Annotated in this window: 24 protein-coding genes; 12 read left to right on the top strand and 12 right to left on the bottom strand. The window is 71.5% G+C overall.

Annotated elements, in window-relative coordinates; translation table 11 throughout:
• Nucleotides 1-221: 221 nt before the first annotated feature.
• Both rlmB and cysS read right to left on the bottom strand, forming a co-directional pair.
• Complete coding sequence (rlmB, locus tag AB0J72_RS03530; protein WP_363393907.1) at nucleotides 222-1316, bottom strand: 23S rRNA (guanosine(2251)-2'-O)-methyltransferase RlmB; 1095 nt, start codon at nucleotides 1314-1316, stop codon at nucleotides 222-224.
• Nucleotides 1317-1321: 5 nt separating this feature from the next.
• The gene (gene cysS / locus AB0J72_RS03525; protein WP_363393905.1) at nucleotides 1322-2728 is read right to left on the bottom strand and encodes a cysteine--tRNA ligase; all 1407 of its coding nucleotides are present in this window, start codon (nucleotides 2726-2728) and stop codon (nucleotides 1322-1324) included.
• A 57-nt stretch (nucleotides 2729-2785) separates the two neighbouring features.
• On the opposite strand from cysS, the gene AB0J72_RS03520 reads away from it, so the two are divergent.
• The gene (locus AB0J72_RS03520) at nucleotides 2786-3418 is read left to right on the top strand and encodes a helix-turn-helix domain-containing protein (RefSeq protein ID WP_363393903.1); all 633 of its coding nucleotides are present in this window, start codon (nucleotides 2786-2788) and stop codon (nucleotides 3416-3418) included.
• Here AB0J72_RS03520 and AB0J72_RS03515 read toward each other — a convergent pair whose 3' ends face one another.
• From AB0J72_RS03515 to AB0J72_RS03500, 4 genes are read right to left on the bottom strand one after another with little or no spacing between them, the layout of a single operon-like run.
• Nucleotides 3419-4063, bottom strand: coding sequence for a nucleotidyl transferase AbiEii/AbiGii toxin family protein (locus AB0J72_RS03515; RefSeq protein WP_363393901.1), 645 nt, complete (start codon nucleotides 4061-4063; stop codon nucleotides 3419-3421). It lies immediately after the preceding gene.
• Between the two features lie 2 nt (nucleotides 4064-4065).
• A complete protein-coding gene (locus AB0J72_RS03510; RefSeq protein ID WP_363393899.1) occupies nucleotides 4066-4635 on the bottom strand; it encodes a hypothetical protein in 570 nt (189 codons plus the stop codon).
• 31 nt (nucleotides 4636-4666) lie between these two features.
• Complete coding sequence (locus AB0J72_RS03505; RefSeq protein WP_363393897.1) at nucleotides 4667-5191, bottom strand: GNAT family protein; 525 nt, start codon at nucleotides 5189-5191, stop codon at nucleotides 4667-4669.
• Nucleotides 5188-6207: a hypothetical protein gene (locus AB0J72_RS03500; protein ID WP_363393895.1), complete on the bottom strand. Its 1020-nt coding sequence runs from the start codon at nucleotides 6205-6207 to the stop codon at nucleotides 5188-5190. Before AB0J72_RS03500 ends, AB0J72_RS03505 begins: the two co-directional genes overlap by 4 nt.
• Before the next feature lie 68 nt (nucleotides 6208-6275).
• Here AB0J72_RS03500 and AB0J72_RS03495 point away from each other — a divergent pair, with 68 nt between their 5' ends.
• Both AB0J72_RS03495 and AB0J72_RS03490 read left to right on the top strand, forming a co-directional pair.
• A complete protein-coding gene (locus AB0J72_RS03495; protein WP_363393893.1) occupies nucleotides 6276-6956 on the top strand; it encodes a CHAT domain-containing protein in 681 nt (226 codons plus the stop codon).
• Nucleotides 6953-7240, top strand: a complete 288-nt coding sequence (locus tag AB0J72_RS03490) for a hypothetical protein (RefSeq protein ID WP_363393891.1) — start codon at nucleotides 6953-6955, stop codon at nucleotides 7238-7240. Before AB0J72_RS03495 ends, AB0J72_RS03490 begins: the two co-directional genes overlap by 4 nt.
• Here AB0J72_RS03490 and AB0J72_RS03485 read toward each other — a convergent pair.
• Genes AB0J72_RS03485 through AB0J72_RS03475 form a run of 3 tightly spaced genes read right to left on the bottom strand, consistent with a single transcriptional unit; the run spans nucleotide 7197 to nucleotide 12458 of the window.
• On the bottom strand, nucleotides 7197-8126 hold the full coding sequence (locus AB0J72_RS03485) for a hypothetical protein (protein WP_363393889.1): 930 nt from the start codon (nucleotides 8124-8126) through the stop codon (nucleotides 7197-7199). The genes AB0J72_RS03490 and AB0J72_RS03485 overlap by 44 nt on opposite strands.
• Nucleotides 8127-8147: 21 nt before the next feature.
• Nucleotides 8148-9530: a class II fumarate hydratase gene (locus AB0J72_RS03480; RefSeq protein WP_363393887.1), complete on the bottom strand. Its 1383-nt coding sequence runs from the start codon at nucleotides 9528-9530 to the stop codon at nucleotides 8148-8150.
• A gap of 30 nt (nucleotides 9531-9560) precedes the next feature.
• Nucleotides 9561-12458, bottom strand: coding sequence for a BTAD domain-containing putative transcriptional regulator (locus AB0J72_RS03475; RefSeq protein WP_363393885.1), 2898 nt, complete (start codon nucleotides 12456-12458; stop codon nucleotides 9561-9563).
• Nucleotides 12459-12817: 359 nt separating this feature from the next.
• Between AB0J72_RS03475 and AB0J72_RS03470 the strand changes: the two genes are divergently transcribed.
• Nucleotides 12818-14098 carry an esterase-like activity of phytase family protein gene (locus AB0J72_RS03470; RefSeq protein WP_363393883.1) on the top strand — a complete coding sequence of 427 codons (1281 nt, stop codon included), beginning with the start codon at nucleotides 12818-12820 and terminating at the stop codon, nucleotides 14096-14098.
• Between the two features lie 118 nt (nucleotides 14099-14216).
• Here the strand turns inward: AB0J72_RS03470 and AB0J72_RS03465 are convergent, their stop codons facing one another.
• Nucleotides 14217-14582, bottom strand: coding sequence for a hypothetical protein (locus tag AB0J72_RS03465; RefSeq protein WP_363393881.1), 366 nt, complete (start codon nucleotides 14580-14582; stop codon nucleotides 14217-14219).
• A gap of 166 nt (nucleotides 14583-14748) precedes the next feature.
• Between AB0J72_RS03465 and AB0J72_RS03460 the strand changes: the two genes are divergently transcribed.
• Entirely contained in the window at nucleotides 14749-16074 is a 1326-nt protein-coding gene (locus tag AB0J72_RS03460; protein ID WP_363393879.1) for a PQQ-binding-like beta-propeller repeat protein, read from the top strand.
• Here AB0J72_RS03460 and AB0J72_RS03455 read toward each other — a convergent pair.
• Nucleotides 16071-16622, bottom strand: a complete 552-nt coding sequence (locus AB0J72_RS03455; RefSeq protein WP_344509188.1) for an XRE family transcriptional regulator — start codon at nucleotides 16620-16622, stop codon at nucleotides 16071-16073. The genes AB0J72_RS03460 and AB0J72_RS03455 overlap by 4 nt on opposite strands.
• A 90-nt stretch (nucleotides 16623-16712) precedes the next feature.
• Here AB0J72_RS03455 and AB0J72_RS03450 point away from each other — a divergent pair, with 90 nt between their 5' ends.
• Genes AB0J72_RS03450 through AB0J72_RS03440 form a run of 3 tightly spaced genes read left to right on the top strand, consistent with a single transcriptional unit; the run spans nucleotide 16713 to nucleotide 19340 of the window.
• Nucleotides 16713-17393, top strand: a complete 681-nt coding sequence (locus AB0J72_RS03450) for an AzlC family ABC transporter permease (RefSeq protein ID WP_363393877.1) — start codon at nucleotides 16713-16715, stop codon at nucleotides 17391-17393.
• Nucleotides 17390-17698 carry an AzlD domain-containing protein gene (locus AB0J72_RS03445; RefSeq protein ID WP_354889368.1) on the top strand — a complete coding sequence of 103 codons (309 nt, stop codon included), beginning with the start codon at nucleotides 17390-17392 and terminating at the stop codon, nucleotides 17696-17698. Before AB0J72_RS03450 ends, AB0J72_RS03445 begins: the two co-directional genes overlap by 4 nt.
• A gap of 13 nt (nucleotides 17699-17711) precedes the next feature.
• Entirely contained in the window at nucleotides 17712-19340 is a 1629-nt protein-coding gene (locus AB0J72_RS03440) for a fumarate hydratase (protein ID WP_363393874.1), read from the top strand.
• A gap of 59 nt (nucleotides 19341-19399) precedes the next feature.
• On the opposite strand, the gene AB0J72_RS03435 is transcribed toward AB0J72_RS03440, so the two are convergent.
• A complete protein-coding gene (locus AB0J72_RS03435; protein ID WP_363393872.1) occupies nucleotides 19400-19906 on the bottom strand; it encodes an Lrp/AsnC family transcriptional regulator in 507 nt (168 codons plus the stop codon).
• 101 nt (nucleotides 19907-20007) lie between these two features.
• Here AB0J72_RS03435 and hppD point away from each other — a divergent pair, with 101 nt between their 5' ends.
• The 4 genes from hppD (at nucleotide 20008) to hisC (ending at nucleotide 23795) form a co-directional block, all read left to right on the top strand.
• A complete protein-coding gene (gene hppD, locus AB0J72_RS03430; protein WP_363393870.1) occupies nucleotides 20008-21165 on the top strand; it encodes a 4-hydroxyphenylpyruvate dioxygenase in 1158 nt (385 codons plus the stop codon).
• 79 nt (nucleotides 21166-21244) lie between these two features.
• The gene (locus AB0J72_RS03425) at nucleotides 21245-21817 is read left to right on the top strand and encodes an RDD family protein (RefSeq protein WP_363393868.1); all 573 of its coding nucleotides are present in this window, start codon (nucleotides 21245-21247) and stop codon (nucleotides 21815-21817) included.
• On the top strand, nucleotides 21814-22761 hold the full coding sequence (locus AB0J72_RS03420; protein WP_363393866.1) for an RDD family protein: 948 nt from the start codon (nucleotides 21814-21816) through the stop codon (nucleotides 22759-22761). The genes AB0J72_RS03425 and AB0J72_RS03420 overlap by 4 nt, the downstream gene beginning before the upstream one ends.
• The gene (gene hisC, locus AB0J72_RS03415; RefSeq protein WP_363393864.1) at nucleotides 22758-23795 is read left to right on the top strand and encodes a histidinol-phosphate transaminase; all 1038 of its coding nucleotides are present in this window, start codon (nucleotides 22758-22760) and stop codon (nucleotides 23793-23795) included. Before AB0J72_RS03420 ends, hisC begins: the two co-directional genes overlap by 4 nt.
• The last annotated feature ends 368 nt before the right edge of the window (nucleotides 23796-24163 follow it).

Genomic DNA, 24163 nt, shown 5'->3' with positions numbered 1-24163 from the left:
GCCTGCAGCCGCGCCACTATCCGCGGGTCGACGATGGCCGGGTACCGGGCGAGGACCTCGGCCCGCATCGCCTTCAGCGGGGTGCCCGCGGCGGCCACCGGCGCAGCGGGCCGGTGGATAATGGCCCCCCACCCGGCCCCCCCCCCGGACGGGGGCGCCCGCACCCCACCCCCCCCCCCCCGGGCCCGGGCCCGGGGCGGCGCTTCTTCGTGTGAACGGCGCTACTGGGTGCGGCGGCGGTTGACCTCGGCGAGGGTGACCGCGGCGGCGACCGACGCGTTCAGCGACTCGATGTCGGAGATCATCGGGATGGAGACCCTCAGGTCGCAGGTCTGGCCCACGAGGCGGGACAGGCCGCGGCCCTCCGAGCCGACCACCACGACCAGCGGGCCGACGGCGGCCTCCAGGTCGTACAGGGAGGTGGCGCCGTCGGCGTCGAGGCCGGCGACCATGAAGCCCTCGTCCTGACAGGCCTTCAGGGACCTGGTCAGGTTCGTCACCTGGGAGACCTTGACCCTGGCGGCGGCGCCGGCGCTGGTGCGCCACGCGGTGGCCGTGATCGCCGCCGACCGGCGCTCGGTGAGGAACACGCCCTGGGCGCCGAACGCCGCGGCGGAGCGGATGATCGCGCCGAGGTTGCGGGGGTCGGTGATGCCGTCGAGGGCGATCAGCAGCGGCGCCGTGTGCTCCTTGGCGGCGGCGAGCAGGTCGTCGAACGGCTCGTACGCGAACGGCGGCACCTGCAGGCCGAGGCCCTGGTGCAGGACGCCACCGGTCATCCGGTCGAGCTCGGCGCGGGTGACCTCGAGGATCGCGATGCCGCGCTCGGCGGCGGTGCGGACCGCCTCCTTGACGCGCTCGTCCATGTCGATGCCGAGGGCGACGTACAGCGCGGTGGCCGGCACGTGGGTGCGCAGGGCCTCGACGACCGGGTTGCGGCCGACGAGCAGCTCCGGCCCGTCCTTCGGCTGCGACGACTTCCGCCCGGGCGAGACGCGCGGCGTGGACCGTGCCCCTGCCGCGGTCGGCTTCGAGGCACCGAACGGCCCCTTGCCGGCGGTGCGCTTCGTGCCGGGCTGGCCGATCTTCGGGGCCCGACCCTGGGCGGCCGCCGCGCGCAGCTCGTTGGCCTGCTTGCGGGCGGTCTTCTGGGGAAGCTCCTCGTCGCCGCTGTACCCCTTGTGCCAGGGGCGCTCGTCCGCGGGCAGGGTGCGCCCGCGGCCCGTCAGGGACTGCCGGTTCTTCCCACCGGAGCCCTTGGCGGCGCCCTTCTTCGAGACGACCCGCTTGCCGCGGCGTTCAGAATTGCCTGGCATTGTTCTCAGCTCTCCAACGTCCATCGTGGACCGGCCGGGGTGTCCTCCACCGCGATACCGGCGTGCTTCAACTGGTCCCGCACCGCGTCGGCGGCGGCCCAGTCCTTGCGGCCGCGGGCCGCGGTGCGCTGCTCCAGTGCGAGCGCCACCAGCGCGTCGACCACCCGCGTCAGGTCCCCGGCCTGCGTGTCGCTCCACTGCGGGTCCAGCGGGTCGAGCCCGAGCACGTCCAGCATGGCCCGGACCGTGGCGAGGGCCGCCGACACGGCCGCCGGGTCGCCGGCCGCCAGAGCGGTGTTCGCGTCCCGTACGACATCGTGCAGGACGGCGAGCGCGCGCGACGTGTTCAGGTCGTCGTCCATCGCCTCGACGAACGCGTCGGGCAACTCCGAGAATTCGCCGGGGCCGACCAGCTCCACCGCGCGGGTCACGAAGTTCTCGACCCGGCGGAACGCGGCAGCGGCCTCCTCGAGCGCCTCCTGCGAGTAGTCGATCACCGACCGGTAGTGCGGCGCCAGCAGGTAGTACCGCACCTCGATCGGGCGCAGGCCGGCCTCGACCAGCGCCTCGAGGTTGATCACGTTGCCGAGCGACTTGGCCATCTTCGACCCGCCCAGGTTCAGCAGCGCGTGATGCACCCAGTACCGGGCGAACGGGTGCCCGGCGGCGTGCGACTGGGCGACCTCGTTCTCGTGGTGGGGGAACTTCAGGTCCAGCCCGCCGCCGTGGATGTCGAACTCGGTGCCGAGGTACCGCCAGCACATGGCGGAGCACTCGATGTGCCAGCCGGGCCGGCCGGTCCCCCACGGCGACGGCCAGTTGGCCTCGGCCGGCTCCTCGGGCTTGGTGCCCTTCCAGAGCGCGAAGTCCCGCGGGTCCTTCTTCGCCCGCTCCGGACCGTCCGTGGCGGGCTCCATGTCGTCGGGCCGCTGCCCGGACAGCGCGCCGTACTCGGCGTGCGAGCGCACGTCGAAATACACGTCGCCGCTGCCGTCCGTCGCCGGGTACGCGTGACCGCGGTCGATGAGCAGCTGGATCAGCTCGTGCATCTCGGTGATGTGCCCGGTCGCCCGCGGCTCGTAGGTCGGGGGCAGCACGCCGAGCTTCAGGTAGGTCGCCGACAGCAGCCGCTCGTTGGCATACGCGACGGCCCAGAACGGCTTGCCCTGCTCGGTCGCCTTGACCAGAACTTTGTCGTCGATGTCGGTGATGTTGCGGATGAACGTGACGTTGTACCCCGAGCGCAGGAACCAGCGCCGCAGCACGTCGTAGTTCACCCCGGAGCGCAGGTGGCCGATGTGCGGCCCGCCCTGCACGGTGAGCCCACACAGGTAGATACCGACCTGCCCGGGCGTCATCGGGACGAAGTCCCGGACCGATCGGGTCGCGGTGTCATACAGGCGTAGGGTCACGGATGCAAGAGTAACGGTCGGACCGCTCCAAACCCGCACCAGCACTAACCTGACCCTGTGGCTACCGAGACCGCCCAGACCCTCGACCGTGGCCTGCGCCTGCTGCACGTGGTCGCGGAGACGCCCGGCGGCCTGACGATGACGGAGGCCGCGGCCCTCCTCGGCGTCGGCCGCGCCGTCGTGTACCGCCTGGTAGCCACTCTCTCCGAGCACGGCATGGTCCGCCGCGACCGCTCCGGCCGCCTCCGCCTGGGCGCCGGCGTCCTCCAGCTCGCCCGCCGCGCCCAGCCCTTGGTCGCCGACGCCGCCCTGCCGGCCTTACGCCGCCTGGCCGAGACCGTCGGCGCCACCGCCCACCTGACCATCGCCGACGGCGGCGAGGCCTACGCCCTGGCAGTGGTCGAGCCGAGCTGGACCCAGTTCCACGTCGCCTACCGGACCGGCTCCCGCCACGCCCTGGACGTGGGCGCCGCCGGCAAAGCCATCCTCGCCGGCCGCCGCGGCGACTACACCGCCATCACCACGGTCGGCGAACTCCAGCCCGGCGCCTACGGCGTAGCCGCAGCCGTCGCCGGCGTCGAGGGCCTGGAGGCGAGCGTGGGGGTCGTCGCCCTGACCGCCCTCGACCCGGCCTCGGTCCCCACCCTGGTCACCACCGCCGCCACCACGGTCGCCTCCGCCCTGCGCTGATCAGTTCCTCTGCCCGCGCAGCTCAGCGCGCCACCCCGCGAACCGGGCGCGCAGGTCGTCCAACACCTCGCCGGTCGTCCCGTACTCGCCGAAGTCATCGGCATCGAGCAACTCGGCCTGTCCGATCGCGTCGGCGAAGATGTCGCGGTCGAAGCCGCTGTCGGCTCGCTCGGCAAGTCTCAGCACCGATTCCCGGTCGTATCGACCGGATCGCAAGGCGGCATCGACATCGATGAAGTCACGGGCCAACGCCCGGCCGTAGAGCGCGGCCATCTTGTTCGCGACAGCGTCGTCAGGATGCAGCACCGGACCGATGGCCATGAGGATCGGCTCATTGGCGCGCCAGTCGACGCCCAGCTCGACCTTCGACGCGTCCTGCCTGTCGGTCACCATCAGGCGGGCAAACGTTTCGTATTGCAGGTCGACCCGCACATCGAGGCTATCGGCGTGGTAGGCGTCGATCACCGCGGACACCGCCTCGCCGAACTCACCGCGCCGGTTCCACGCGGTGAACAAGTCGACGTCTTCACTGGGGCGCTGCAGGAAGCCCGCCGCCTGAACGGCGTAACCGCCCGCGAGCGCGAAGCCGTAGCGATCCGCGGCGGCGAGCCCGACCCGTGCCAGCCGCTCGTGGAATGCGTCCACAATCAGGCCGCATCCGCACGTGCCGCGGCCAACTCGGGAAAGCGATCCTCCCAACGCCGGCGCAGCGGCGGTGGCAGCCAGAGACTCGCCCAGAGCTGGATCAGCAGCGTTCCATCGAGCCAGGTCCGCAGATCGTCTTTCGTGGCCGCCTCGGCGAGCACGGTCCGGTACATCGAAGCAAGGCGCGCTGGGCGGTCCAGGACATACTCGGCGTTACCAGACCAGTCGAGATGATGCGGCAACACGATGGTGCCGCTCGTGGGACCGCGCAGTTCATCCAGGTCGTCCGCCACGACATACGGCTTGCGTTCGCTGAAGGGGACATAGTCGGCCGGAGGACCTGCTACCGCAGCTTTGCGGCGATTGACGTTGGCGGCGAGCCGCGCCTCCGGCCGGAGTGCCTGCCGGATCGTTTCGCGGCTGTACCCGGTGATCCGCTGGAGATCGACAGCACGCCATCCCGCCGCGTGGAACTCCCGCAACCGCGCATCGCGTCTGGCGAGTGCCGCGTTCCTCGTCGCCTCGTACTCCGCGATGACGCCACGAAGCTCGTCTTCGGTGTGACCAGCCATGAAACCAGCCTAGCGCGCTAGGCCTAGCCCGCTAGTAGAAGACGGGCGGGTCGGTGCGGAGGCGGCTGTAGAGGTAGCCGTCGTGCCAGCGGCCGGCGCGGAATTCGCAGGCTCGGACGATGCCGTCCAAAGTGAAGCCGGCCTTTTCGAGGGATTTCTGTTCGGCGATGTTCTCCGGGTGGGTGCCGGCCTGGATGCGCTGGACCGGGGAGTGGGCGAAGAGGTGGTCGCACAGCATGGCCTGGGCGCGCCAGCCCAGGCCGCGGCCTCGCCATTGGGGGAGGAGGGCGATGCCGATCTCCCAGTAGCCGATGGGGCCGCTGTACTTGCCGGCGACATAGCTGACGAAGCCCGCCGCTACGCCGTCCGGGTCGGACTCCACCATGAGGCGGCCCGAGTCGGGGCCGAGGTAGCCGTCCAGGGCGAAGCGCCGGTCGGCCGCGTGTGGGTCGCGGTAGCCGGACCAGTCCAGGCCGATGAGGCCCGGCTCGGTGGCGAACCGGTGGAACATCGCCAGGTCCGATTCGGTCACCGGGCGGAGGCGGATGGCGCTCATCGAGCCTCATCCGAAGCGGAAGACGAATCCGCAGCCGAATCCACAGCCGAAGGCGAAGAAGAAGAAGAAGGCGAAGACGATGCTGAGGCGAGGAAGGCGCGGCTGATCGTGGCGAACAGCAGGCCCAGCAGCAGTGCCACCGTGGCGAGGGAGAGGTCGGTGTCGGCGGAGTCGATGGCGGGGTTGCCGGCCAGGGACGTCATCGCCGCGCCGACAGCGGAGCCGATGAAGTACAGCAGCAGGTACGCCGGGATCAGCGCCAACGCGCAGGCGCCCGTGATGGCGAGGAGGCGCAGCGGGGGCACGTCGCCGGTGGCGGTGACCGCGGCCGCGGCGGCCGACGGCAGGAGGACCAGGCCGAGGGCGCCGAGCCAGCCGTACGTGGCGGTCGCCGGCCACGCGGCGAGCGCGGCCAGCGCGGCGAACGGCAACGCCCACAGGAGACGGTCCAGCGGCAGGAGCCCGACCGTGACCGCCGCGAGCATGACGATGAGGACGACCTTGAGCAGGGAGAGACCGTTCTCGACGCGGACGTCCGCGGCGTCGGTGACCGGCTCGTCCCACGGCGTCGTGATCAGCACGGTGACCGCGGCGGCCACCGCGAAGACCGTCGTCAGGAAGTGTGCCGGTCCAGGTTCGGGGGTCGCCACCGTACGGGCGGCGAACACCATCCCGGCGAACGCCACCGCGCCTCCGACGGCCAGCCAGACGGCCGCCGCGCCGCCGCTGACGCCGGCCCGGTCGAGCGCCAGGTCGGCCCCGACCCAGATCACGGCCCCCACGGCGGCGGCGAGGACGGCCCGCAGATCGGCACGGAAGATGAGAACCACCCCGCCGAACGCGAGCAGGATCGCGAGCTGCCGGATGTCCCGCGGCCAGTACGTGTTGTTGCCGACGAACTCGGCCGCCGGAGACGGCTCCATGTACGGCTGGTAGATCGCCAGGCACACCGCCCAGATCACCGCCGCGGCGAGCCCGCTGAGCCCGCCGATCACGCTCCGCCAACGCATCCCCATCGCTGCATCCTGATCCCTGCCCGACCGGAGCGGAACCCCTCCGGCCAGGCTGTCCGTCAGGAGCAGGCATGCAGGAGTACGGGCCGCAGACCAACACCGTGCACAGCGGCGACATGTACGTGACCCAGGGCGGCGACATCAATGTCACCGGCCGGTCGGCGGCGCGGGAGCGGAAGATCCGGGTGCTGATGCTGGCCGCCAACCCCGGCAGCACCGAGCGGCTCGCGATCGACGAGGAGGCGCGGCAGGTCACCGAGCGGCTGCGGCTGGCGCACGACCGGGACGTGTTCGAGCTGATCACGTGCTGGGCGGTGCGGCCGATGGACCTGCTGCAGTACCTGAACCAGCACAACCCGCAGATCGTGCACTTCAGCGGGCACGGCAACCGGGCCGGCGAGGTGTACCTGTCCGCGGGCGACGGCACCGACCGGCGGGTGTCCGCGGCGCGGATCGGGGAGCTGTTCCGGACCGCCGGCGAGCAGATCCGGGTCGTCGTGCTCAACGCCTGCCACTCCGCCGCGCAGGCCGCGGAGATCGGCCGGCACGTCGACCACGTCGTCGGCATGAACGCGTCGGTCACCGACGAGGTCGCCACCATCTTCGCCGCGTCGTTCTACTCCGCGCTGGGCTTCGGCCGCCCGGTCCCGCAGGCGTTCGACCAGGCGGTCGCCGTGCTCGGCATGCACGACCCGGCCAGCCACACCATCCCGCAGCTGGTGTCGCGCCCCAACGCGAAGGAGCACCTGTGAGCAACGGCGGCCAGAACAACTCGGTCAACAACGGCGACCTGTACGCCACCCAGAGCGGCGACATCCACATCAACCACGGCGCCCCGCCCGCCAAGCGCGGCCCGCGCACCGACACCAAGGTCCTGTTCGGCACCCTGCTCGCCGACGCCGGCTACTTCCTCTACGGCATGACGGCGTACACGGGGAACAACACCAGCGCGGACATCTGGCGCTCCTGCACGTTCCTCCTCCTCTTCCTGGTCACCTGCGCACTGTTCGGCCGCTGGGTCCGCCGCCGGATCTGAGCAGGTCCTCGAACTCCCGCCGGAGGCCGAGGAGGCCGAGGCCGGACCGGCCGGTCGCCCGCTGGATGAGTTCGGTGAGCGGCCACTGTACGAGGCAGCCGAACCGTGCGGCGTAGATGCCGGCGCCGCGCAGCGCGTACCGGTCGCTGAAGTCCATCAGGGCGTAGCCGAGCAGCTGGTACACGTCGGTGGCGGCGAGCGCCGGTGACCTGCTGCCGTCCAGCCGCGGCCGGCCGCCGGAGCCCGACTTGATGTCGATGAGCAGCCCCGCGACGACGAGATCGGCGTCCGCCGCGAGCAGTTCGCTGCCGTCGAACGTCGGTCCACTGTGCACGGTCCCGGCGTCCAGGCTCGGCAGCAGCCGCGTCCGGGCGAGGTCGCGCATCGCGATCAGGTCGGCCACCTCGTCGTCGTTGGCGAGGGCGAGCAGGTCGTCCGCCCTGCTGCCAGCGGGGAGGGTGAACAGCCGCGAGCCGGTGGCCATCGGGTTGCGGAACCGCTCGACCAGCAGCGCCAGCGCGTAGCAGGTCCGCGCCCACCACTCGTCCGGCCGGTCGGCGTGCAGGCCGGCCTCGAGCACGGTGGGGCGGCGCGGGCAGAGCACCTCCAGCAGCTCGCGCCCCGCGCTGTCGAACGCCGCCCGGCGGTCCCACAGTCCCCGGATCGGCAGTTCGAGGGACACCCGCGGGTCGACCAGCAGGCGGATCCACCAGTCGATCGCCCCGCCCTGCGTACCGAGGGCGACCGCCGCCGGCGGGGCGACCGCCAGCTCGCCGGCCGCTTCCCGGACGGCCTGCTGCAGCGGCGCCAGGTGCGGGAACGTCGCCCGCATCCACCGCCCGACCGGGCTGTCGGCCTGCTGTACCGCGGCGGTGAGGCTCGGCATCCGTGCAGCCTACGGGCCGCCTCAGGGGTGGGTCATCGACAGCAGGTCAAGGGCCTCGTCCAGCTGGGCCTGGGTGAGGGTGCCCTTGTCGAGGTGGCCACGGGAGATGACGACGTCGCGGATGGTGTGGCCGGTGGCGAGGGCCTCCTTGGCGATGGCGGCGGCCTCGTCGTAGCCGAGATAGCGGTTCAGGGGCGTGACGATCGACGGGGAGCCGGCGGCGTACGAGTGCAGGACCTCCTCGTTGGCCTCCAGGCCGTCGACGCAGCGGGCGGCGAAGAGGCGGGCGACGTTGGCGAGCAGGCGGATGGACTCCAGGAGGTTGCGGGCGATCACCGGGAGCATGACGTTGAGCTCGAAGTCGCCCTGGGAGCCGGCGAACGCGACCGCGGCGTCGTTGCCGATCACCTGGGCGACGACCTGGCGGACCGCTTCGGGGACGACGGGGTTGACCTTGCCGGGCATGATCGACGAGCCGGGCTGGAGGTCGGGCAGGCGGAGCTCGCGCAGGCCGGCGCGCGGGCCGGAGCCCATCCACCGGATGTCGTTGGCGATCTTGTACAGGCCGACGGCGATGGTCCGCAGCTGGCCGGAGGCCTCGACGAGGGCGTCGCGGGCGCCCTGGGCCTCGAAGTGGTTGCGGGCCTCGGTGAGCGGCAGGCCGGTCGTCCCGGCCAGGGCGGCGATCACGGACGCGGAGAACGACGGCGGGGTGTTGATGCCCGTCCCCACCGCGGTACCCCCCAGGGGCAGCTCGCAGACGCGCGGCAGGACGGACTGAATGCGGTCGATGCCGTACCGGACCTGAGCGGCGTATCCGGAGAATTCCTGCCCGAGCGTCACCGGCGTCGCATCCATGAGATGCGTCCGCCCCGCCTTGACCACGGACGCAAACGAGTCCGATTTATCCGACAAGGCGTCAGAAAGCACGGAGAGAGCCGGCAGCAATTCGGATGTCAGAGCCGACGCGACGGCGATGTGAATGGAGGTGGGAAATACGTCGTTGGACGACTGCGACGCATTCACGTGGTCATTCGGGTGTACCGGTGAGCCCAGCAACCTGGACGCCAGCGTCGCGATGACCTCATTGGCGTTCATGTTCGACGACGTGCCCGACCCCGTCTGGAACACGTCGATCGGGAACTGGTCGTCGTGCACGCCGCTCGCCACGTCCGCCGCCGCGGCCACGATCGCCTGCGCGAGCCCTTCGGGCAGGACGCCCAGCGAGGCGTTCACCGCGGCGGCCGCGCCCTTGATCTGCGCCAGGGCCTTGATGTGGGAGGACTCCAGCCGGCCGCCGGAGATCGGGAAGTTCTCGACGGCCCGCTGCGTCTGCGCCCGCCACAGTGCGTCGGCGGGGACGCGGACCTCGCCCATGGTGTCGTGCTCCACGCGGAATTCCATACGTTCTACAGTGCCCCGCGGCGACCGCCGTCAACGGTAAAGCGCGCCCAGATCACAGACGCCGAGCTCCTCGAACAGCGCGACCGCCTGCTCGTGGCGGCCGAGGCCGGCCAGGGCGCGGGCCTGCTCGTACCGGTCGCCGATGCGCACGGACTTGGCGAGCGCCTCCTCGTTGAGCTGCCGGGCCTCGTCGTGCATGTCGAGGGCGCGCAGCGTGAGGGCGAGGTCGTTGGCGGTGAGGCACTGCCCGGAGACGTCGGCGACCTGCTCCATCAGCGACCGCGCGGCGCGCTGGCAGGCGAGGGCGTCGGCGAGGTGGCCCTGCAGGCGGTGCGCGGTGCCGAGCTTGCTGAGGGTCTCCGCGGAGCCGAACTGGTTGACCGAGTGCTGCTTCAGCGTCAGCGCGCGCCGCAGCAGGGCGGGCGCGACGGTGAGGTGGCCGAGGTGCAGGTGGTTGAGGCCGAGCTCGCCCATCATGATGCCGACGGCGCGCATCCCGCCGAGCGTGCGCGCGGCGGCGAGGCCGCGCCGGTTGGCCTGCAGGGCCTGGTCGTAGTTGCCGGCCTGGGTGTGCGCGATGCCGATCGTGCTATTGATCTTGAACTGGAGGTGCGCCGGGGCCTCGTCCAGGTGCAGCGCGGCGGCGGCCTCCGCGGCGGCGATGGCGGCGGCGTACTGGCCGAGCCGGCTGTGCAGCATCGCCATGTTGGTCAGCGCGGTGCCCATGAGCCGGGGGATGCCTTCGCGCTCGGCGATGGCGGTCACGAGCCGCAGCGTCGAGAGGGCGTCCGCCATGCGGCCCATCCGGAAGTACACGCCGGCGAGGTAGTTCTGGGCCTCCGCCTCCAGCTCCGCGCTGGGCAGGGTCCGCGCGGCCGCGATCGCCCGCTCGTACAGGTCGAGCTGCGCCTCGCCGTAGCCGAAGCCGAACAGGAACGGCGACACCGCGCGGGTCAGCAGGCAGATCTGCCGGTGCCGGCCGAGGTCGGAGGCGAGGCGCGCGGCGCTGAGGACGTTGGGCAGCTCGCGCTCCATCCACCCGCGCGCCTCGGCGATCCCGGTGAACACCCGCGCGGCCGGAGGCGGGGTGTCCAGCCGCAGCATGACGCGCGTGTCGGACAGCTCCAGGAACGCGTTGGCGGCGGCCACGCTGTACAGATAATGATCGAGCATCCGGTCGACGACGGCGTCCGCGTCGGCCACTAGGTGGGCCGCGTAGTCCCGCAGGAGGTCGTGCAGCCGGTACCGGCCGGCCTCGGGCGCCTCGACCAGGTGGACGTCGACGAGGTCCTCCAGCAGCTCCTCGGCGTCCACCACGGGCAGCTGCGCCATGGCGGCGGCGACGGCCGGCTCGAAGTCACCCGCCGGGTGCACGCCGAGCACCGCGAAGAACTGCTGCAGGTGCACGGGCAGCTGCTGGAACGACAGCGCGAACGCGGCAGCCACGGTCCGCCCGTCGACGGCCAGCTCGGGCAGCCGCCGGTCGGCGCCGCGCAGCCGGCGGGCCAGGTCGGCGATCGTCCAGCTCGGCCGGTGCTGCAGCCGCGCGCCCGCGAGGCGCACCGCCAGCGGTAGGCGCCCGCACAGCTCGACCACCTCGACGGTGCACGCCGGGTCGGCGACGGCGCGGGCGCCGACGGTGCGTTGCAGCAGCTCCACCGCCTCGTCGAGCGGCAGCACGTCCAGCGACACGGGCCGGGCGCCGTCGAGGCCGCCGAGCCGGCGCCGGCTGGTGATGAGCACCCCCGTGAGCGCCGTGCCGGGCAGCAGCGGCAGCACCTGCGCGGAGTCCAGGGCATTGTCGAGCAGCACGAGCACCCTGCGGTCGGCCAGCTCGGTCCGCCAGAGCACCGCGCGCTCGTCCGAGACCGCTGGGATCCGCTCCGGCGGTACCCCCAACTGCCGCAACAGCGCGCCGAGCGCCTCCCCCGGGTCCAGCGGCGCCCGGTCGCTGTGCCCGCGCAGGTCGAGGTAGAGCTGCCCGTCGGGGAACCGGGGCGACACCGCGTGCGCGGCGCGGACGGCGAGCGTGGTCTTGCCGGTGCCGGCCATCCCGTCGATCGCGAGCACGGCGTGCCGCTCATCGCTGAGCGCGGCCACGATCTCGGCGAACGCGTCGGCCCGCCCGGCGAAGTCCGCGATGTCGCGCGGCAGGCAGCGGGCGGCCCGGCGCCCCTCGTCGGCCGGCTCGGGCGGCGCGAGCAGCAGCGTCACGTCGCCGTTGAGGATCCTGCGGTGCAGCTCGACGAGCTCGGCGCCCGGCTCGATGCCCAGCTCCTCGGCGAGCATCGCCCGCCCCCGGCGGAACACGGCGAGCGCGTCGGCCCGCCGGCCCGTGCGGGCGAGCGCCGTCATCAGGTGCCCGCGGAACTGCTCGTGGTGCGGGAACCGCTCGACCAGGTCGGCGACCTCCGCGAGGATCTCCTCCGCCGCGCCGAGCCGCAGCTCCAGGTCCAGGCAGAGCGACAGGGCGGCGGTCCACTGCTCCTCCAGGTGCGCCGCGGAGGCGCGGACCGCGTCGGAGTCGACGTCGGCGAGCGGCCGCCCGCGCCACAGGGCGAGGGCGGCGCGCAGCTCGTCGCGGGCCGCGGCCAGGTCACCGTCGGCCGCCGCGGCCCGGCCGCGCTCGACCCGGGCGGCGAAGACGACGGCGTCCAGCTCGTCGGCGCCGACCTTGATGCGGTACCCGGAAGGCTCGGTGATGACGAGCTCCTCGGGCAGCCCGGCGCGGCGCAGCAGCTGGCGGAGCCGGGAGACGCAGCTGTGCACCTGGGCCCGCGCGGTGGTCGGCGGGCTGGTGTCCCACAGCGCCGAGATGACCTGCTGGAACGGCACCAGCTGCCCTTCGCGCAGCAACAGCAGCGCCAGGAGGATCCGCTCACGGGGCGCCGCAACCGTGATCTCCGAGTCCGGCGTGCGGATCTGCACCGGCCCCAAGATCGAAAACTTGGTCGAATTGCCCATAACCACCCTCTGCGCGGCGCCTGCCTCCCCTCGAAGCTGCACGCGGTATTGCCCGATGGTAGTCAAATGAGAGCGGCGAAAGAGCAGCGCCGTGGAGTCTTTTTCGTGGAACGACATGCGTGTGCCGGAATGCGTCCAGGTCTTGCAGGCGGTTTGCTCATAAACCGGATTCGGGCTACTCAAGCCCTCTGCGGGGTTGCTCTGGACGAACGGGGACATTTCGGCGCGAATTCGCATTCTGGGGCCGCGCCCAACGTTGTGTGCGGCCCCCGTTCACCCTCCGGCCACACCGCCTTCGGCCCGCTCGCCCATCGTGGCGAGCTATGCCATTCCTGCTGCGCGCGGCCGCGACCGTCGCCGTCGCCGTCCCGGCCCTGCTGCTGTCGGCCACCCCCGCGTCCGCCCACGGCGGCGCCCGGGTCACCGCGACGGCCACCCTGCCCTCGATCCCGCTCAGCGCCTTCGGCGTCGCCGACGACCGCGGCGTCAACCTCGGCGGCATCGGCAGCGACATCTTCCCGGCCGGCCGCCCCGGCGAGTACTGGACGATCACCGACCGCGGCCCCAACGGCCAGATCACGGTCGGCGCCGAGAAGCGCCGGACCTTCCCGGCCCCCGACTTCAACCCGACGATCGTCCGCGTCCGCGCTGCCGGTTCTGTCTTGAAGGTCGTGCAGACCATCCCGATCACGACCTCGTCCGGCAAGCCCGTCACCGGCCTGCCGAACCAGCTGCCGCACGACGAGCAGCCCTACACGTACAACGCCGGCACCCCACTGTCGATCAACCCCAACGGCCTGGACACGGAAGGCATCGTCCGCGCCACCGACGGCACCTTCTGGCTCGTCGACGAGTACAGCCCCTCGCTGGTCCACGTCTCGTCCCGTGGTCGCGTCCTCGCCCGCTACGTCCCGTCAGGCCTGGGCCTGACCGGCACCGACTACCCGGTGATCGAGGCCTTCCCTGCCATCTACGCCTCCCGCAAGGTCAACCGCGGCTTCGAGGGCCTCGGCGTCCTCGCCGGTGGCGACCTGGTCATCGGCCTGCAGAGCCCCCTCCTCATCCCGACCAAGGCCGCCGGCGAGGCGTCGCTGAACACCCGCCTGCTGCGCTTCTCCCCCCGCGCCGGCAAGGTCATCGGCGAGTACGCCTACCAGTTCGCCCCCGTCTCGGTCGTCGACCCCGGCCAGACCAACCCCGCCGAGCTGAAGATCTCCTCCATCGTCGGCCTCGGCCCCAACACCGTCCTCGTCCAGGAGCGCACCGACCAGGCCGCCCGCCTCTACCGCGCCGACCTCCGCAAGGCCACCAACCTCCTCGGCGGCCCCTACGACAACCCTTTGACGGTGCCTTCCCTAGAGCAGGACGCGTCTGCGGTAACCGTCGTCCCGAAGACCCTCGTCATCGACCTGAACACCGTCCCCGGCACCCAGAAGAAGATCGAGGGCGTCGCCGTCCTGAACCCGTGGACGATCGCCCTCATCAACGACAACGACTTCGGCATGACCGACGGCCCAGCCGCCTTCGACGCATCGGGCCGCCTGATCGACAGCGGCATCAAGACCACCCTGGTCACGGTCCGCCTCGCCCACCCATTGGTATAGCCCGACGGGCCGCCTCCACTCCGGTCGAGGCGGCCCGTCACTCGTTCAACGTCGAGCAACGGCCGCTCCGCGGCGGCAACCACGCCTGATTCCCGCCCCGCCACTGCCCACCAGGGGGTCAGGCGGCGTCGCGCTGTTCCCGTAAGGCGAGCGTGTCCGCGACCCGCTGGACGGCAGCACCCAGATGGCGAAGCTCGGCGAGCGGATCAGACTGCCGGGCGGTGACATCCTGCAGGCCGGCGACGATCAGCTCCCGCAGCATGACCGAGATCGTCACACCGCGCTGCTCGGCGAGCTCCCGCACCTGCACATCAAGGTCATGGGGGATGCGCAGCGGCCGGATCACGTTGACCGGCGCGCCGGGTGGCGGCAGGTCCGGGACCTCCGCGGTGTCGTCGTAGGCGAGTCGCAGGTCGCCGGACGCGAGCTCGCGGGCGATGCGCTCATCCTCGGCGATCCGCTGCAGGTCGATGTCGTCACCCACCCGCCAAGCTTATACGGCGCGTATACGCCCGGGTAGCTCTTCCACCCCGCTGCTGCGACGCACGAGTGCCGCTCGCCAGCCTTCTACCCTTGAGGATGAAATATCCGCGACACGGGCTTATCGGGCGATCCACCGCAGTAAGATCCGGCGCCGTTACGGTGAGCGGGTGGCTAGGGGAGCGGTCCGGAACTTTGAGACGGCGCTCGGTGCGATCGGGGTGCTGGCGCTCATCATCACGGGGATTTTGGTCACCGGGTGGAATCCGCTGCCCAAGATGTCGATGGACTTCACGGGCTGGTGGGAGAAGGTCGCCTCCAGTGGCGGGAAGCTGTCGGAGCCCGAGACGTTGTGGACGGACCGGGTCGGGGGGCAGCCGTCGGCGGCCGTGATCGCCGGGGATGCCGTGGTCGTGCAGATGCGGGGGACGATCGAGGCCCGGGGGCTGCGCAGCGGCACGAAGCTGTGGGACAAGGAGGCCGACTGGGCCGCCGTCGCCGGGGACGGGGCGGGGCAGGTGGTCGTCGTCGGGCGGCGCGGGAAGGGGCTCGAGGCCCTCGACCCCGCGAACGGGTCCGTCAAGTGGAAGGACGGCGACGCGGTCGGGGCGTGGACCTACCGGGACTCGGTGCTGGCGCTGGCCTGCGGTGGACTGACCGACTGCACGCTCACGGCGCGCTCGCCCAAGGACGGGGCGCAGATCTGGAAGCTGACGCTGCCCGGGATCGGGCGGGTGCTCGCGGGCGTGAACACGGACCTGCTCGGGACCAGGCTGCTCTCCGACACGTACGACAACGCCGTCGAGGCGAGCCCGAACGCCATTCCGGCCATGCTGGGCTTCCCGATCGACCAGCGGGTGCAGGTGATCGACACGCTCAGCGGGAAGCGGCTGCGTACCGAAGAACCGACGAACACCAGTCGGATCGTGGTCGTCGGTGGGAGGGTCCTCGTCTCGACCGCGCAGCCGAAGGACGGGAACTGCCGCTACAGCCTGGAGGCGCGGGACGCCGCGACGGGCAAGACGGTCTGGCGCAAGGACGGCTACGACCTGCGGACGTCGTCCGGGGCGGGGTGTGAGCAGCGCAGGGACCCGGCGGGGGCGGACTCGGTGATCGCGGCGACCCGCGGGGACAACCGGGAGGTGTTCCTGTCGCCGCGGGACGGGCGGGAGCTGTTCGTGGGGGCGCTCGGGGACACGCTGGTCGCGGCCGACAGCCAGTACGGGCTGATCCGCGGCGCCGACAAGAAGACCCTCCAGGTGATCAACCTGACCACGGGGAAGACCGCGTGGAAGCAGGAGATCGGCGAGAAGGCCGACGTGGCGATCACCCGCTACGCGGTGCTGATCCGGGACTCGGGGACGCTCAAGGCGTACAAGCCGGACAATGGCACCCTGAGACTCGACGCGAAGACGAGCTCTGACGTCCTCGGCGTCGGACCGGACGGGCTGATCGTCTCCCGTGGGCGGAATCTGGGGTTCCTGCCCTACAACTAGCGGTGCTCCATCACGAGGGTGAACGACGTGCCGGGTTCCAGCGCCTCGTAGAGGTGCGGTACGTCGCCGGGGAACGAGCAGTAGTCGTGCGGTGACAGGTCGACGGTCGCGTCGGAAGGGCCGACCCGGAGGCGGCCGCTCATCAGGACCACGTGCTCGACGGTGCCCAGCAGGTGCGCGTCGGCCTTGCGGGGGCCGCCCATGCCGACGTTCATCAGGTAGATGTCGCGCTTCGCGCCCGGCGGGCAGGTGGCGAGCAGCGCGCCGCCGAAGTCGGCCTGCTCGGCCTGGATGGAGGGGCCCTCGCCGGCGCGGATCACCCGCGGGGCGGTCGGCGCGGGCGGCTCCACGAGACGGCTGAACGGCACGTTGAGCGCCACCGCCAGGGCCCACAGGGTCTCGATGTTGGGGTTGCCGGCGCCGGACTCCAGCTGGTGGAGGGTCGACTTGGCGATGCCGGCGCGCTTCGCGACCTCGCTCAGCGACAGCTTCTCCCGGTCGCGCTCGCGGCGCAGCGCGGCGGCGATGAACTCCAACGGCGCGCCCATGTGCGACCTCCATGCGTTCGGTGCAACGAACGAATCATTCGGCTTGACGAACGGGTTGCGACCAGTCCAGCATATCGAACTATGCGTTCGATGATACGAACACGGGATCCCATCGTCCGCGACGTCAGCGCGCTGTGTGCCGCGGCCGTCGTGGTCGGCCTCTCGTTCGGCGCGATCGCCACCGCCGCCGGCCTGCCGCTCAGCCAGATCGTGGTCATGTCGGCGTTCGTCTACGCGGGCGGCGCGCAGTTCCTCGCGGTCGGGCTCGTCTCCGCCGGCGGCACCGCGCTCGCGATCGTCCTGGCCGGGCTGCTGCTCAACGCCCGGCACCTGCCGTTCGGCCTGGCGATCGGCAACGAGACGCTCGGCGCGAGCCGGTGGCGGCGCATCGTCGGCAGCCACATCCTGACCGACGAGTCGGTCGCGTTCGCCCTGGCGCAGGACGACCCGGCGCAGCGCCGCCGCGCGTACTGGCTGACCGGTGTCGCGCTGTTCGTCACGTGGAACGTCGCCTCCACCGTCGGCGCGATCGCCGGCAGCGCCCTCGGCGACCCCAACCGCTACGGCATCGACGCGGCGTTCCCGGCGGCACTCCTGGCGCTGACGCTGCCCTCGTTGAAGGATTCGGCGTCGGTACGAGTGGCAGTCGCCGGTGCCGCGATCGCGCTCGCCACCACGCCGCTGCTGCCGGCCGGGTTGCCGGTGCTGCTGGCACTGCTCGGACTCGCGTTCGCACTGCCCGTGCCCGGTTCGAAGCGACGGCCGTCATGAGCTGGATCGCGATCATCGTCCTGGCCGCCGGCACGTACGCGCTGCGCTTCGCCGGGCCCGTCCTGCGCAGCCGGCTGTCGGTCTCCGACACCGTCAAGCGCTACCTGACCCTGGCCGCGGTCGCGCTGCTCGCCGCGCTCATCGGCACCGCCGCACTGCTCGACGGCACCGACTTCGTCGGCGTCGCCCGGCCGGCCGGCGTCGTGGTCGGCGCCGTGCTCGCGTGGCGGAAGCTGCCGTTCGTGGTCGTCGTGGTGGCCGCCGCACTCACCGCCGCCCTGCTCAGACTGGCCGGAATCCAGTAACTACAGTCGAGGCATGCCTGAGTTCGCGTTCTCGCCGCTGCTGCCGCTCGGACCCGACACCACCGAATACCGGCTGGTCACCAGCGACGGGATCGGGCGCGACGGGCGGTTCCTCACCGTCTCCCCCGAGGCGCTGACGCTCCTCACCGACGAGGCGATGCACGACATCGCGCACTTCCTGCGCCCCGCGCACCTCGCCCAGCTCCGCTCGATCATCGACGACCCGCTGGCCTCCCCCAACGACCGGTTCGTCGCGCTCGACCTGCTCCGCAACGCCAACATCGCCGCCGGCGGCGTCCTGCCCATGTGCCAGGACACCGGCACCGCGATCGTCATGGGCAAGCGCGGCCGCTTCGTCCTCACCGACGGCGCCGACGAGGCGGCGATCGCCCGTGGCGTGTTCGACGCGTACACCCGCCTCAACCTGCGCTACTCGCAGCTCGCCCCGCTGACCATGTGGGACGAGAAGAACACCGGCTCCAACCTGCCCGCGCAGATCGAGCTGTACGCCGAGGGCGACGACGCCTACAAGTTCCTCTTCATGGCGAAGGGCGGCGGCTCGGCCAACAAGAGCTACCTCTACCAGGAGACGAAGGCACTGCTCAATCCCACCCGGATGATGCAGTTCCTGGAGGAGAAGCTCCGCCTGATCGGCACCGCCGCCTGCCCGCCGTACCACCTGGCCGTGGTCATCGGCGGCACCTCCGGCGAGCACGCGCTGAAGACCGCCAAGCTCGCCTCCGCGAAGTACCTCGACACGCTGCCCACGTCGGGCTCACCGACCGGCCACGGCTTCCGCGACCTTTCGCTCGAAGCCGAGGTGCTGCAGCTGACGCGGGAGTTCGGCATCGGCGCGCAGTTCGGCGGCCGGTACTTCTGCCACGACGTCCGCGTCGTCCGCCTCCCGCGGCACGGCGCCTCCTGCCCCGTCGCGATCGCCGTCTCCTGCTCCGCCGACCGCCAGGCCGTCGGGAAGATCAACGAGTCGGGGATCTGGCTGGAGCAGCTGGAGCGCGACCCGGCCCGCTTCCTGCCCGACGTCACCGACGAGCACCTGGACGACGACGTGGTCGCGGTCGACCTGACCCGCCCGATGTCGGAGATCCGCGCGCAGCTGTCGGCCCTGCCGGTGAAGACCCGCCTGTCCCTGACCGGCCCCCTGGTCGTGGCCCGCGACATCGCCCACGCCAAGATCGCCGAGCGCCTGGACGCCGGCGAGCCGATGCCCGCCTACCTCCGCGACCACGCCGTCTACTACGCCGGCCCGGCGAAGACCCCCGAGGGCTACGCGTCGGGCTCGTTCGGCCCCACGACCGCCGGCCGCATGGACGCCTACGTGTCGAAGTTCCAGGCCGCCGGCGGCTCCCTCGTCATGCTCGCCAAGGGCAACCGCTCCAAGCAGGTCACCGAGGCCTGCGACACCTACGGCGGCTTCTACCTCGGCTCCATCGGCGGCCCCGCCGCCCGCCTGGCCCAGGACTGCATCAAGCACGTCGAGGTCCTCGAATACCCGGAGCTCGGCATGGAGGCCGTCTGGAAGATCGACGTCGTCGACTTCCCCGCCTTCATCGTCGTCGACGACAAGGGCAACGACTTCTTCGCCGAAGTCACCAAGCCCGTCCTCACCGTCGGCCGCCGCTGACCCTCTTCTCGTGCAGCCCCCGCCCAGAGCACCAAGGGCGGGGGCTTCCGCGTCTCCGGTCAGTCTCGCCGCCTGTCGCTGTCGGCGGCGAGGGGGCGGGCGGCGGCGTGGACCAGGGGGAGGGTGCGGTGGGGGATCTGTTCGGCGAGGGCGATGATCGTCGAGGAGCGCTCGATGCCGTCGAAGCCCATGACGCGGTCGATGACGCGTTGGAGGTCGGAGTTGGAGCGGGCGACGATGCGGCACATCAGGTCGCCTGAGCCGGTGATGGTGTGGGCCTCCAGGACCTCGGGGATCTCGGCGAGGTGGGCGGCGACCGGGTCGTGGCCGTAGCGCTGGCGGATCTCGAGGGTGACGAAGGCGGTCACGCCGTAGCCCAGGGCCGCGGGGTCGATGTCGGGGCCGTAGCCGCGGATGACGCCGCGCTCGGTGAGGCGGTCGAGCCTGGCCTGGACCGTGCCGCGGGCGACCTGCAGGCGGCGGGAGCACTCCAGCACACCGATGCGGGGCTCCAGGGCGAGCAGCGCGATCAGCCGGGCATCCAGCGTGTCGATCGGACTGGGCAACTTGTCCACCGGTACCCCCGAAACCAACGGCAAAATGAGCAACCTGACCATGCAGAATAGCGTTCCTTGCACAGTCGCCGTGGGCGACCGAGGCTTGGCGCATGACCCAGGCTGTCGAGGACATCAACGAGCTCATCGGTGCTGTCGAGCGCGACGTTTCGCATGATCCGTTCCCGCTGACGGGGCTCGATCACGTGCTGTTCTACGTCGGCAATGCGAAGCAGGCCGCGCACTTCTATTCGACCGCGTTCGGGATGACACTGGTCGCGTACCGGGGGCCTGAGCAGGGCTACCGGGACCACGCCGAGTACGTGCTGCGGTCCGGCTCGGCGGTGTTCGTGCTGGCGGGCGGGGTGCACCGGCAGGCCGCGGCGACGCAGCACTACGAGCGGCACGGTGACGGGATCGCCGACATCGCGCTGGAGGTGCCGGACGTCGACGCCGCCTACGCGCACGCGCTGCGGCAGGGGGCGACCGGGCTCGAGCAGCCGCACGACGAGACGGACGAGCACGGGACCGTCAGGGTCGCGGCGATCGCGGCGTACGGCGAGACCCGCCACACGCTGATCGACCGCTCGCGGTACAGCGGCCCCTGGCGACCGGGGTTCGTGGCGAAGCAGCCGATCGTGACGCCCCCGGCGAAGCGGTTCTTCCAGGCGGTCGACCACGTGGTCGGCAACGTCGAGCTGGGCAAGATGGACGAGTGGGTCGAGTTCTACAACCGGGTCATGGGCTTCACGAACATGGCGGAGTTCGTCGGTGACGACATCGCGACGGAGTACTCGGCGCTGATGAGCAAGGTCGTCGCCAGCGGCACCCGCAAGGTCAAGTTTCCGCTCAACGAGCCCGCCGTGTCGCGCAAGAAGTCGCAGATCGACGAGTACCTGGAGTTCTACGGCGGGCCGGGCGCGCAGCACGTCGCGCTGGCGACCGGGGACATCCTGCGGACCGTCGACGTGATGCGGGCGGCCGGGGTGGAGTTCCTGGTGACGCCCGACTCGTACTACGACGACCCGGAGCTGCGGGCGCGGATCGGCCGGGTGCGGGTGCCGATCGAGGACCTCAAGGCGCGCGGCATCCTCGTGGACCGCGACGAGGACGGGTACCTGCTGCAGATCTTCACCAAGCCGGTGCAGGACCGCCCGACGGTGTTCTTCGAGCTGATCGAACGGCACGGCTCGCTCGGCTTCGGCAAGGGCAACTTCAAGGCGCTCTTCGAGGCGATCGAGCGGGAGCAGGAACGTCGCGGAAACCTGTAACACTGTCGGGGTGACAATCCCCCAGCCGCCTCAGCACAACCCATACCCTCAGGGCGCATACCCTCAGGGCGCATACGGCGTGCCGGCGCAGGCCTACTACGGGCCTCCGCCGGTGCCGGTGGCGCCGACCGGTCAGCCGCTCGCCGGATTCGGCGCCCGGCTCGGCGCGTACCTCATCGACGCGATCGTCTTCGTCGTCCTCTCGATGATCGTGATGATCCCCGCGGTGATCGCGATCGTCGGTTGGATCGGGTCGCAGGCCGACAAGTTCCAGACCGACCCGGTCACCGGCGAGCTCGTCGACTCCCCCGACCCGGGGCTGTTCGTCGGGCCGATCATCCTGATCTACGTCGGCATCTTCGTCGTGATGTTCGGCCTGAGCTACGTGTACTACGTCGAGCTGTTCCCGTCCCGGCGCGGTGTCACACTGGGGAAGCGGGCGCTCGGTCTGACGCTCATCCGCCTCGACGACCCGTCGGCGCCGATCACCCGCGGCGTCGCCGCCAAGCGTTGGCTGATGCAGTACGTGGTGGCGATGTTCGTGCCGTTCTTCTCCTGGATCGACGGCCTCTGGCAGCTGTGGGACAAGCCATTCCAGCAGTGCCTGCACGACAAGGTCGCGGAGACGGTTGTGGTAAAGGTCAACAGGTGACAGCTCCAGGTTGGTACAAGGACCCCGTCGACTCGGCCGTCCAGCGGTACTGGGACGGTGAAGGCTGGATAGGCGACGCCATCCCGGCCGACGCGGTCGCGCCGGAGGGGCCGCCAGCCGTCGCGCCGCCACCCGTCGAACCGCCGCCGCAGCCCGTCCCGCAGATGGGCGCGGTGATCCTGCCGCCCGGCACGCCCGTGCCACCCGGCGGCTTCCCACCCGGCCAGCTGCCGCCCGGCGCCATCGTGCTGCCGCCGGGCACGCCGCTGCCGCCCGGCGCCCAGCCGCAGGGCACCCTCCCGCCCGGTGGGTACCCGACCGGCGCCGTCCAGGTGCTGCTCCCGCCGCAGGCCTTCGCCGGCCTCAACCCGGCGGCGGCGATGCCGCACGGCCGCCAGGTCGCCGGCCTCGGCGCGCGGCTGCTCGCCCGGCTCGTCGACATCGCCGCGCTGCTGCTGATCAACGCCGTGGTCACCGGCTGGTTCGTCTACCAGTACCTGCGCGAGATGTGGCCGGTGTTCCAGGAGTCGTACGACCGCTACCTGGCCAACGAGTCGCCCAGCGACGTCGTGCCGCCGGACCGCGCCAACTCGCTGCAGGTGGTGATCCTCATCCTCATCGCGGCCCTGTGGTTCGCCTACGAGGTGCCCGCGATCGCCAACAACGGCCAGACCCTCGGCAAGCGCCTGCTGAAGATCAAGGTCATGCGGCTGGAGAGCGAGGAGCGCATCGGCTACGGCCGCGCCATCCGCCGGTGGAACCCGCTCGGCCTGTCGGTGCTGCTGTGGACCTGCGGCGTCGGGTTCGTGCTGCAGTTCCTCGACAGCCTGTCGCCGGTGATCGACTGGCCGCTGCACCGGGCCTTCCACGACCGTTCGGCCGGCACCGTCGTGGTGCGGGACGTTCCGCAGCAGCCTTCTGAACCCAGTGGAGATCCTTCATGACCCGCCTCACGCGACCCGACCTCGACGCCCTGCCCGCCTACGTCGCCGGCCGCACCGTGCCCGGCGCGATCAAACTGGCGAGCAACGAGGTCCCGTACGGCCCGCTGCCCGGCGTCGTCGACGCGGTCACGGCGGCGATCAGCGGCGCCCACCGGTACCCGGACCCGGGCGCCACCGCGCTGCGCGCCGCGCTCAGCGACCGGCTGGGCGTCGACCCGGACCGCATCGCCACCGGCTGCGGCTCCGTCGCCCTCTTCGAGCACCTCTTCCGCGCGACCTGCCTCCCGGGCGACGAGGCCGTCTACGCCTGGCGCTCGTTCGAGGCGTACCCGATCATCGCCGCCGCCTCCGCCGCGACCAGCGTCCGCGTGCCCAACACCGCCTCGCACGAGCACGACCTGCCGGCGATGGCCGCCGCGATCACCGACAAGACCCGCCTGGTCATCGTCTGCAACCCGAACAACCCGACCGGGACCGCCGCCGGCAAGGCCGCTCTCGACGCGTTTCTGGATGCTGTACCGCCGACGGTGCTGGTCGCCCTGGACGAGGCGTACCGCGAGTTCGTCACCGACCCCGACGTGCCCGACGGCCTGGTCGAGTACGGCGACCGCCCCAACGTCGTCGTCCTGCGCACCCTCTCGAAGGCGTGGGGCCTGGCCGGCCTGCGGGTCGGCTACCTGATCGGCTCCCCCGAGGTCGCCGCGGCCGTGCGCAAGGTCATCACGCCGTTCTCGACCTCGGCGACGGCGCAGGCCGCGGCCCTGGCCGCCCTGCAGTCCGCCGACGAGATGCAGCGCCGGGTCGACCTGATCACCGCCGAACGCGAGCGGGTCGTCACCGCCGTCCGCAAGGTGTACCCCGATGTCCCCGACACCCAGGCGAACTTCTTCTGGCTGCCACTGGGCGACGCCGCCCTGGACTTCGCCGCCAAGTGCGAGGAGTCCGGCGTGATCGTCCGCGCCTTCGCCGGCGACGGCGTCCGCGTCACGATCAGCTCCCCCGGCGAGAACGACGCCTTCCTCGACTGCCTCTGACCGCTCCCGATCCGGAAGACCTCGCCCAGCCCGAGGCCTTCCGGATCCCTGCCCGGCGAGCGCCCCCGCCTCGGCCCTCACACATCGCGCCCCTCCTCTGACGCAGCGCGCCACCACCCCTGACGCAGCCCTGCAGCAGTTCCAGGCCGTCCGAGGCGGCTGCCGCCCACGATGACCGATCCTGACGCCAGCCAATCGCCTCATCACAGACGCTGGTCAATACGCCGAGCTGGACGGCACAGAGCGGGGCACACCGGCGTGCCGGAAGCCGTCAACCGAAGCAACGTCGGCAACGCGCACACCCCCACCAGCACAGCCGATGACACCAACACAGCCGCCGGCACCCAGCACAGTCGATGACACCAACA

It is taken from the genome of Dactylosporangium sp. NPDC049742, assembly GCF_040674675.1.
Lineage (GTDB): Bacteria > Actinomycetota > Actinomycetes > Mycobacteriales > Micromonosporaceae > Dactylosporangium > Dactylosporangium maewongense.
The sequence above is the reverse complement of the archived record's forward strand: the minus strand, read 5'-3'. Positions and strand labels throughout refer to the sequence as shown.

Bases quoted from the DNA above. Each gene is read 5' to 3' on its own strand.
- AB0J72_RS03455 (WP_344509188.1), bottom strand. From the start codon at position 16,622: ATGGGCGCGCCGTTGGAGTTCATCGCCGCCGCGCTGCGCCGCGAGCGC.
- AB0J72_RS03480 (WP_363393887.1), bottom strand. From the start codon at position 9,530: ATGGAATTCCGCGTGGAGCACGACACCATGGGCGAGGTCCGCGTCCCC.
- AB0J72_RS03470 (WP_363393883.1), top strand. From the start codon at position 12,818: ATGCCATTCCTGCTGCGCGCGGCCGCGACCGTCGCCGTCGCCGTCCCG.
- AB0J72_RS03505 (WP_363393897.1), bottom strand. From the start codon at position 5,191: ATGAGCGCCATCCGCCTCCGCCCGGTGACCGAATCGGACCTGGCGATG.
- AB0J72_RS03450 (WP_363393877.1), top strand. From the start codon at position 16,713: ATGATACGAACACGGGATCCCATCGTCCGCGACGTCAGCGCGCTGTGT.
- AB0J72_RS03495 (WP_363393893.1), top strand. From the start codon at position 6,276: ATGCAGGAGTACGGGCCGCAGACCAACACCGTGCACAGCGGCGACATG.
- AB0J72_RS03500 (WP_363393895.1), bottom strand. From the start codon at position 6,207: ATGGGGATGCGTTGGCGGAGCGTGATCGGCGGGCTCAGCGGGCTCGCC.
- AB0J72_RS03445 (WP_354889368.1), top strand. From the start codon at position 17,390: ATGAGCTGGATCGCGATCATCGTCCTGGCCGCCGGCACGTACGCGCTG.
- rlmB (WP_363393907.1), bottom strand. From the start codon at position 1,316: ATGCCAGGCAATTCTGAACGCCGCGGCAAGCGGGTCGTCTCGAAGAAG.
- AB0J72_RS03510 (WP_363393899.1), bottom strand. From the start codon at position 4,635: ATGGCTGGTCACACCGAAGACGAGCTTCGTGGCGTCATCGCGGAGTAC.
- hppD (WP_363393870.1), top strand. From the start codon at position 20,008: ATGACCCAGGCTGTCGAGGACATCAACGAGCTCATCGGTGCTGTCGAG.
- AB0J72_RS03440 (WP_363393874.1), top strand. From the start codon at position 17,712: ATGCCTGAGTTCGCGTTCTCGCCGCTGCTGCCGCTCGGACCCGACACC.
- hisC (WP_363393864.1), top strand. From the start codon at position 22,758: ATGACCCGCCTCACGCGACCCGACCTCGACGCCCTGCCCGCCTACGTC.
- AB0J72_RS03485 (WP_363393889.1), bottom strand. From the start codon at position 8,126: ATGCCGAGCCTCACCGCCGCGGTACAGCAGGCCGACAGCCCGGTCGGG.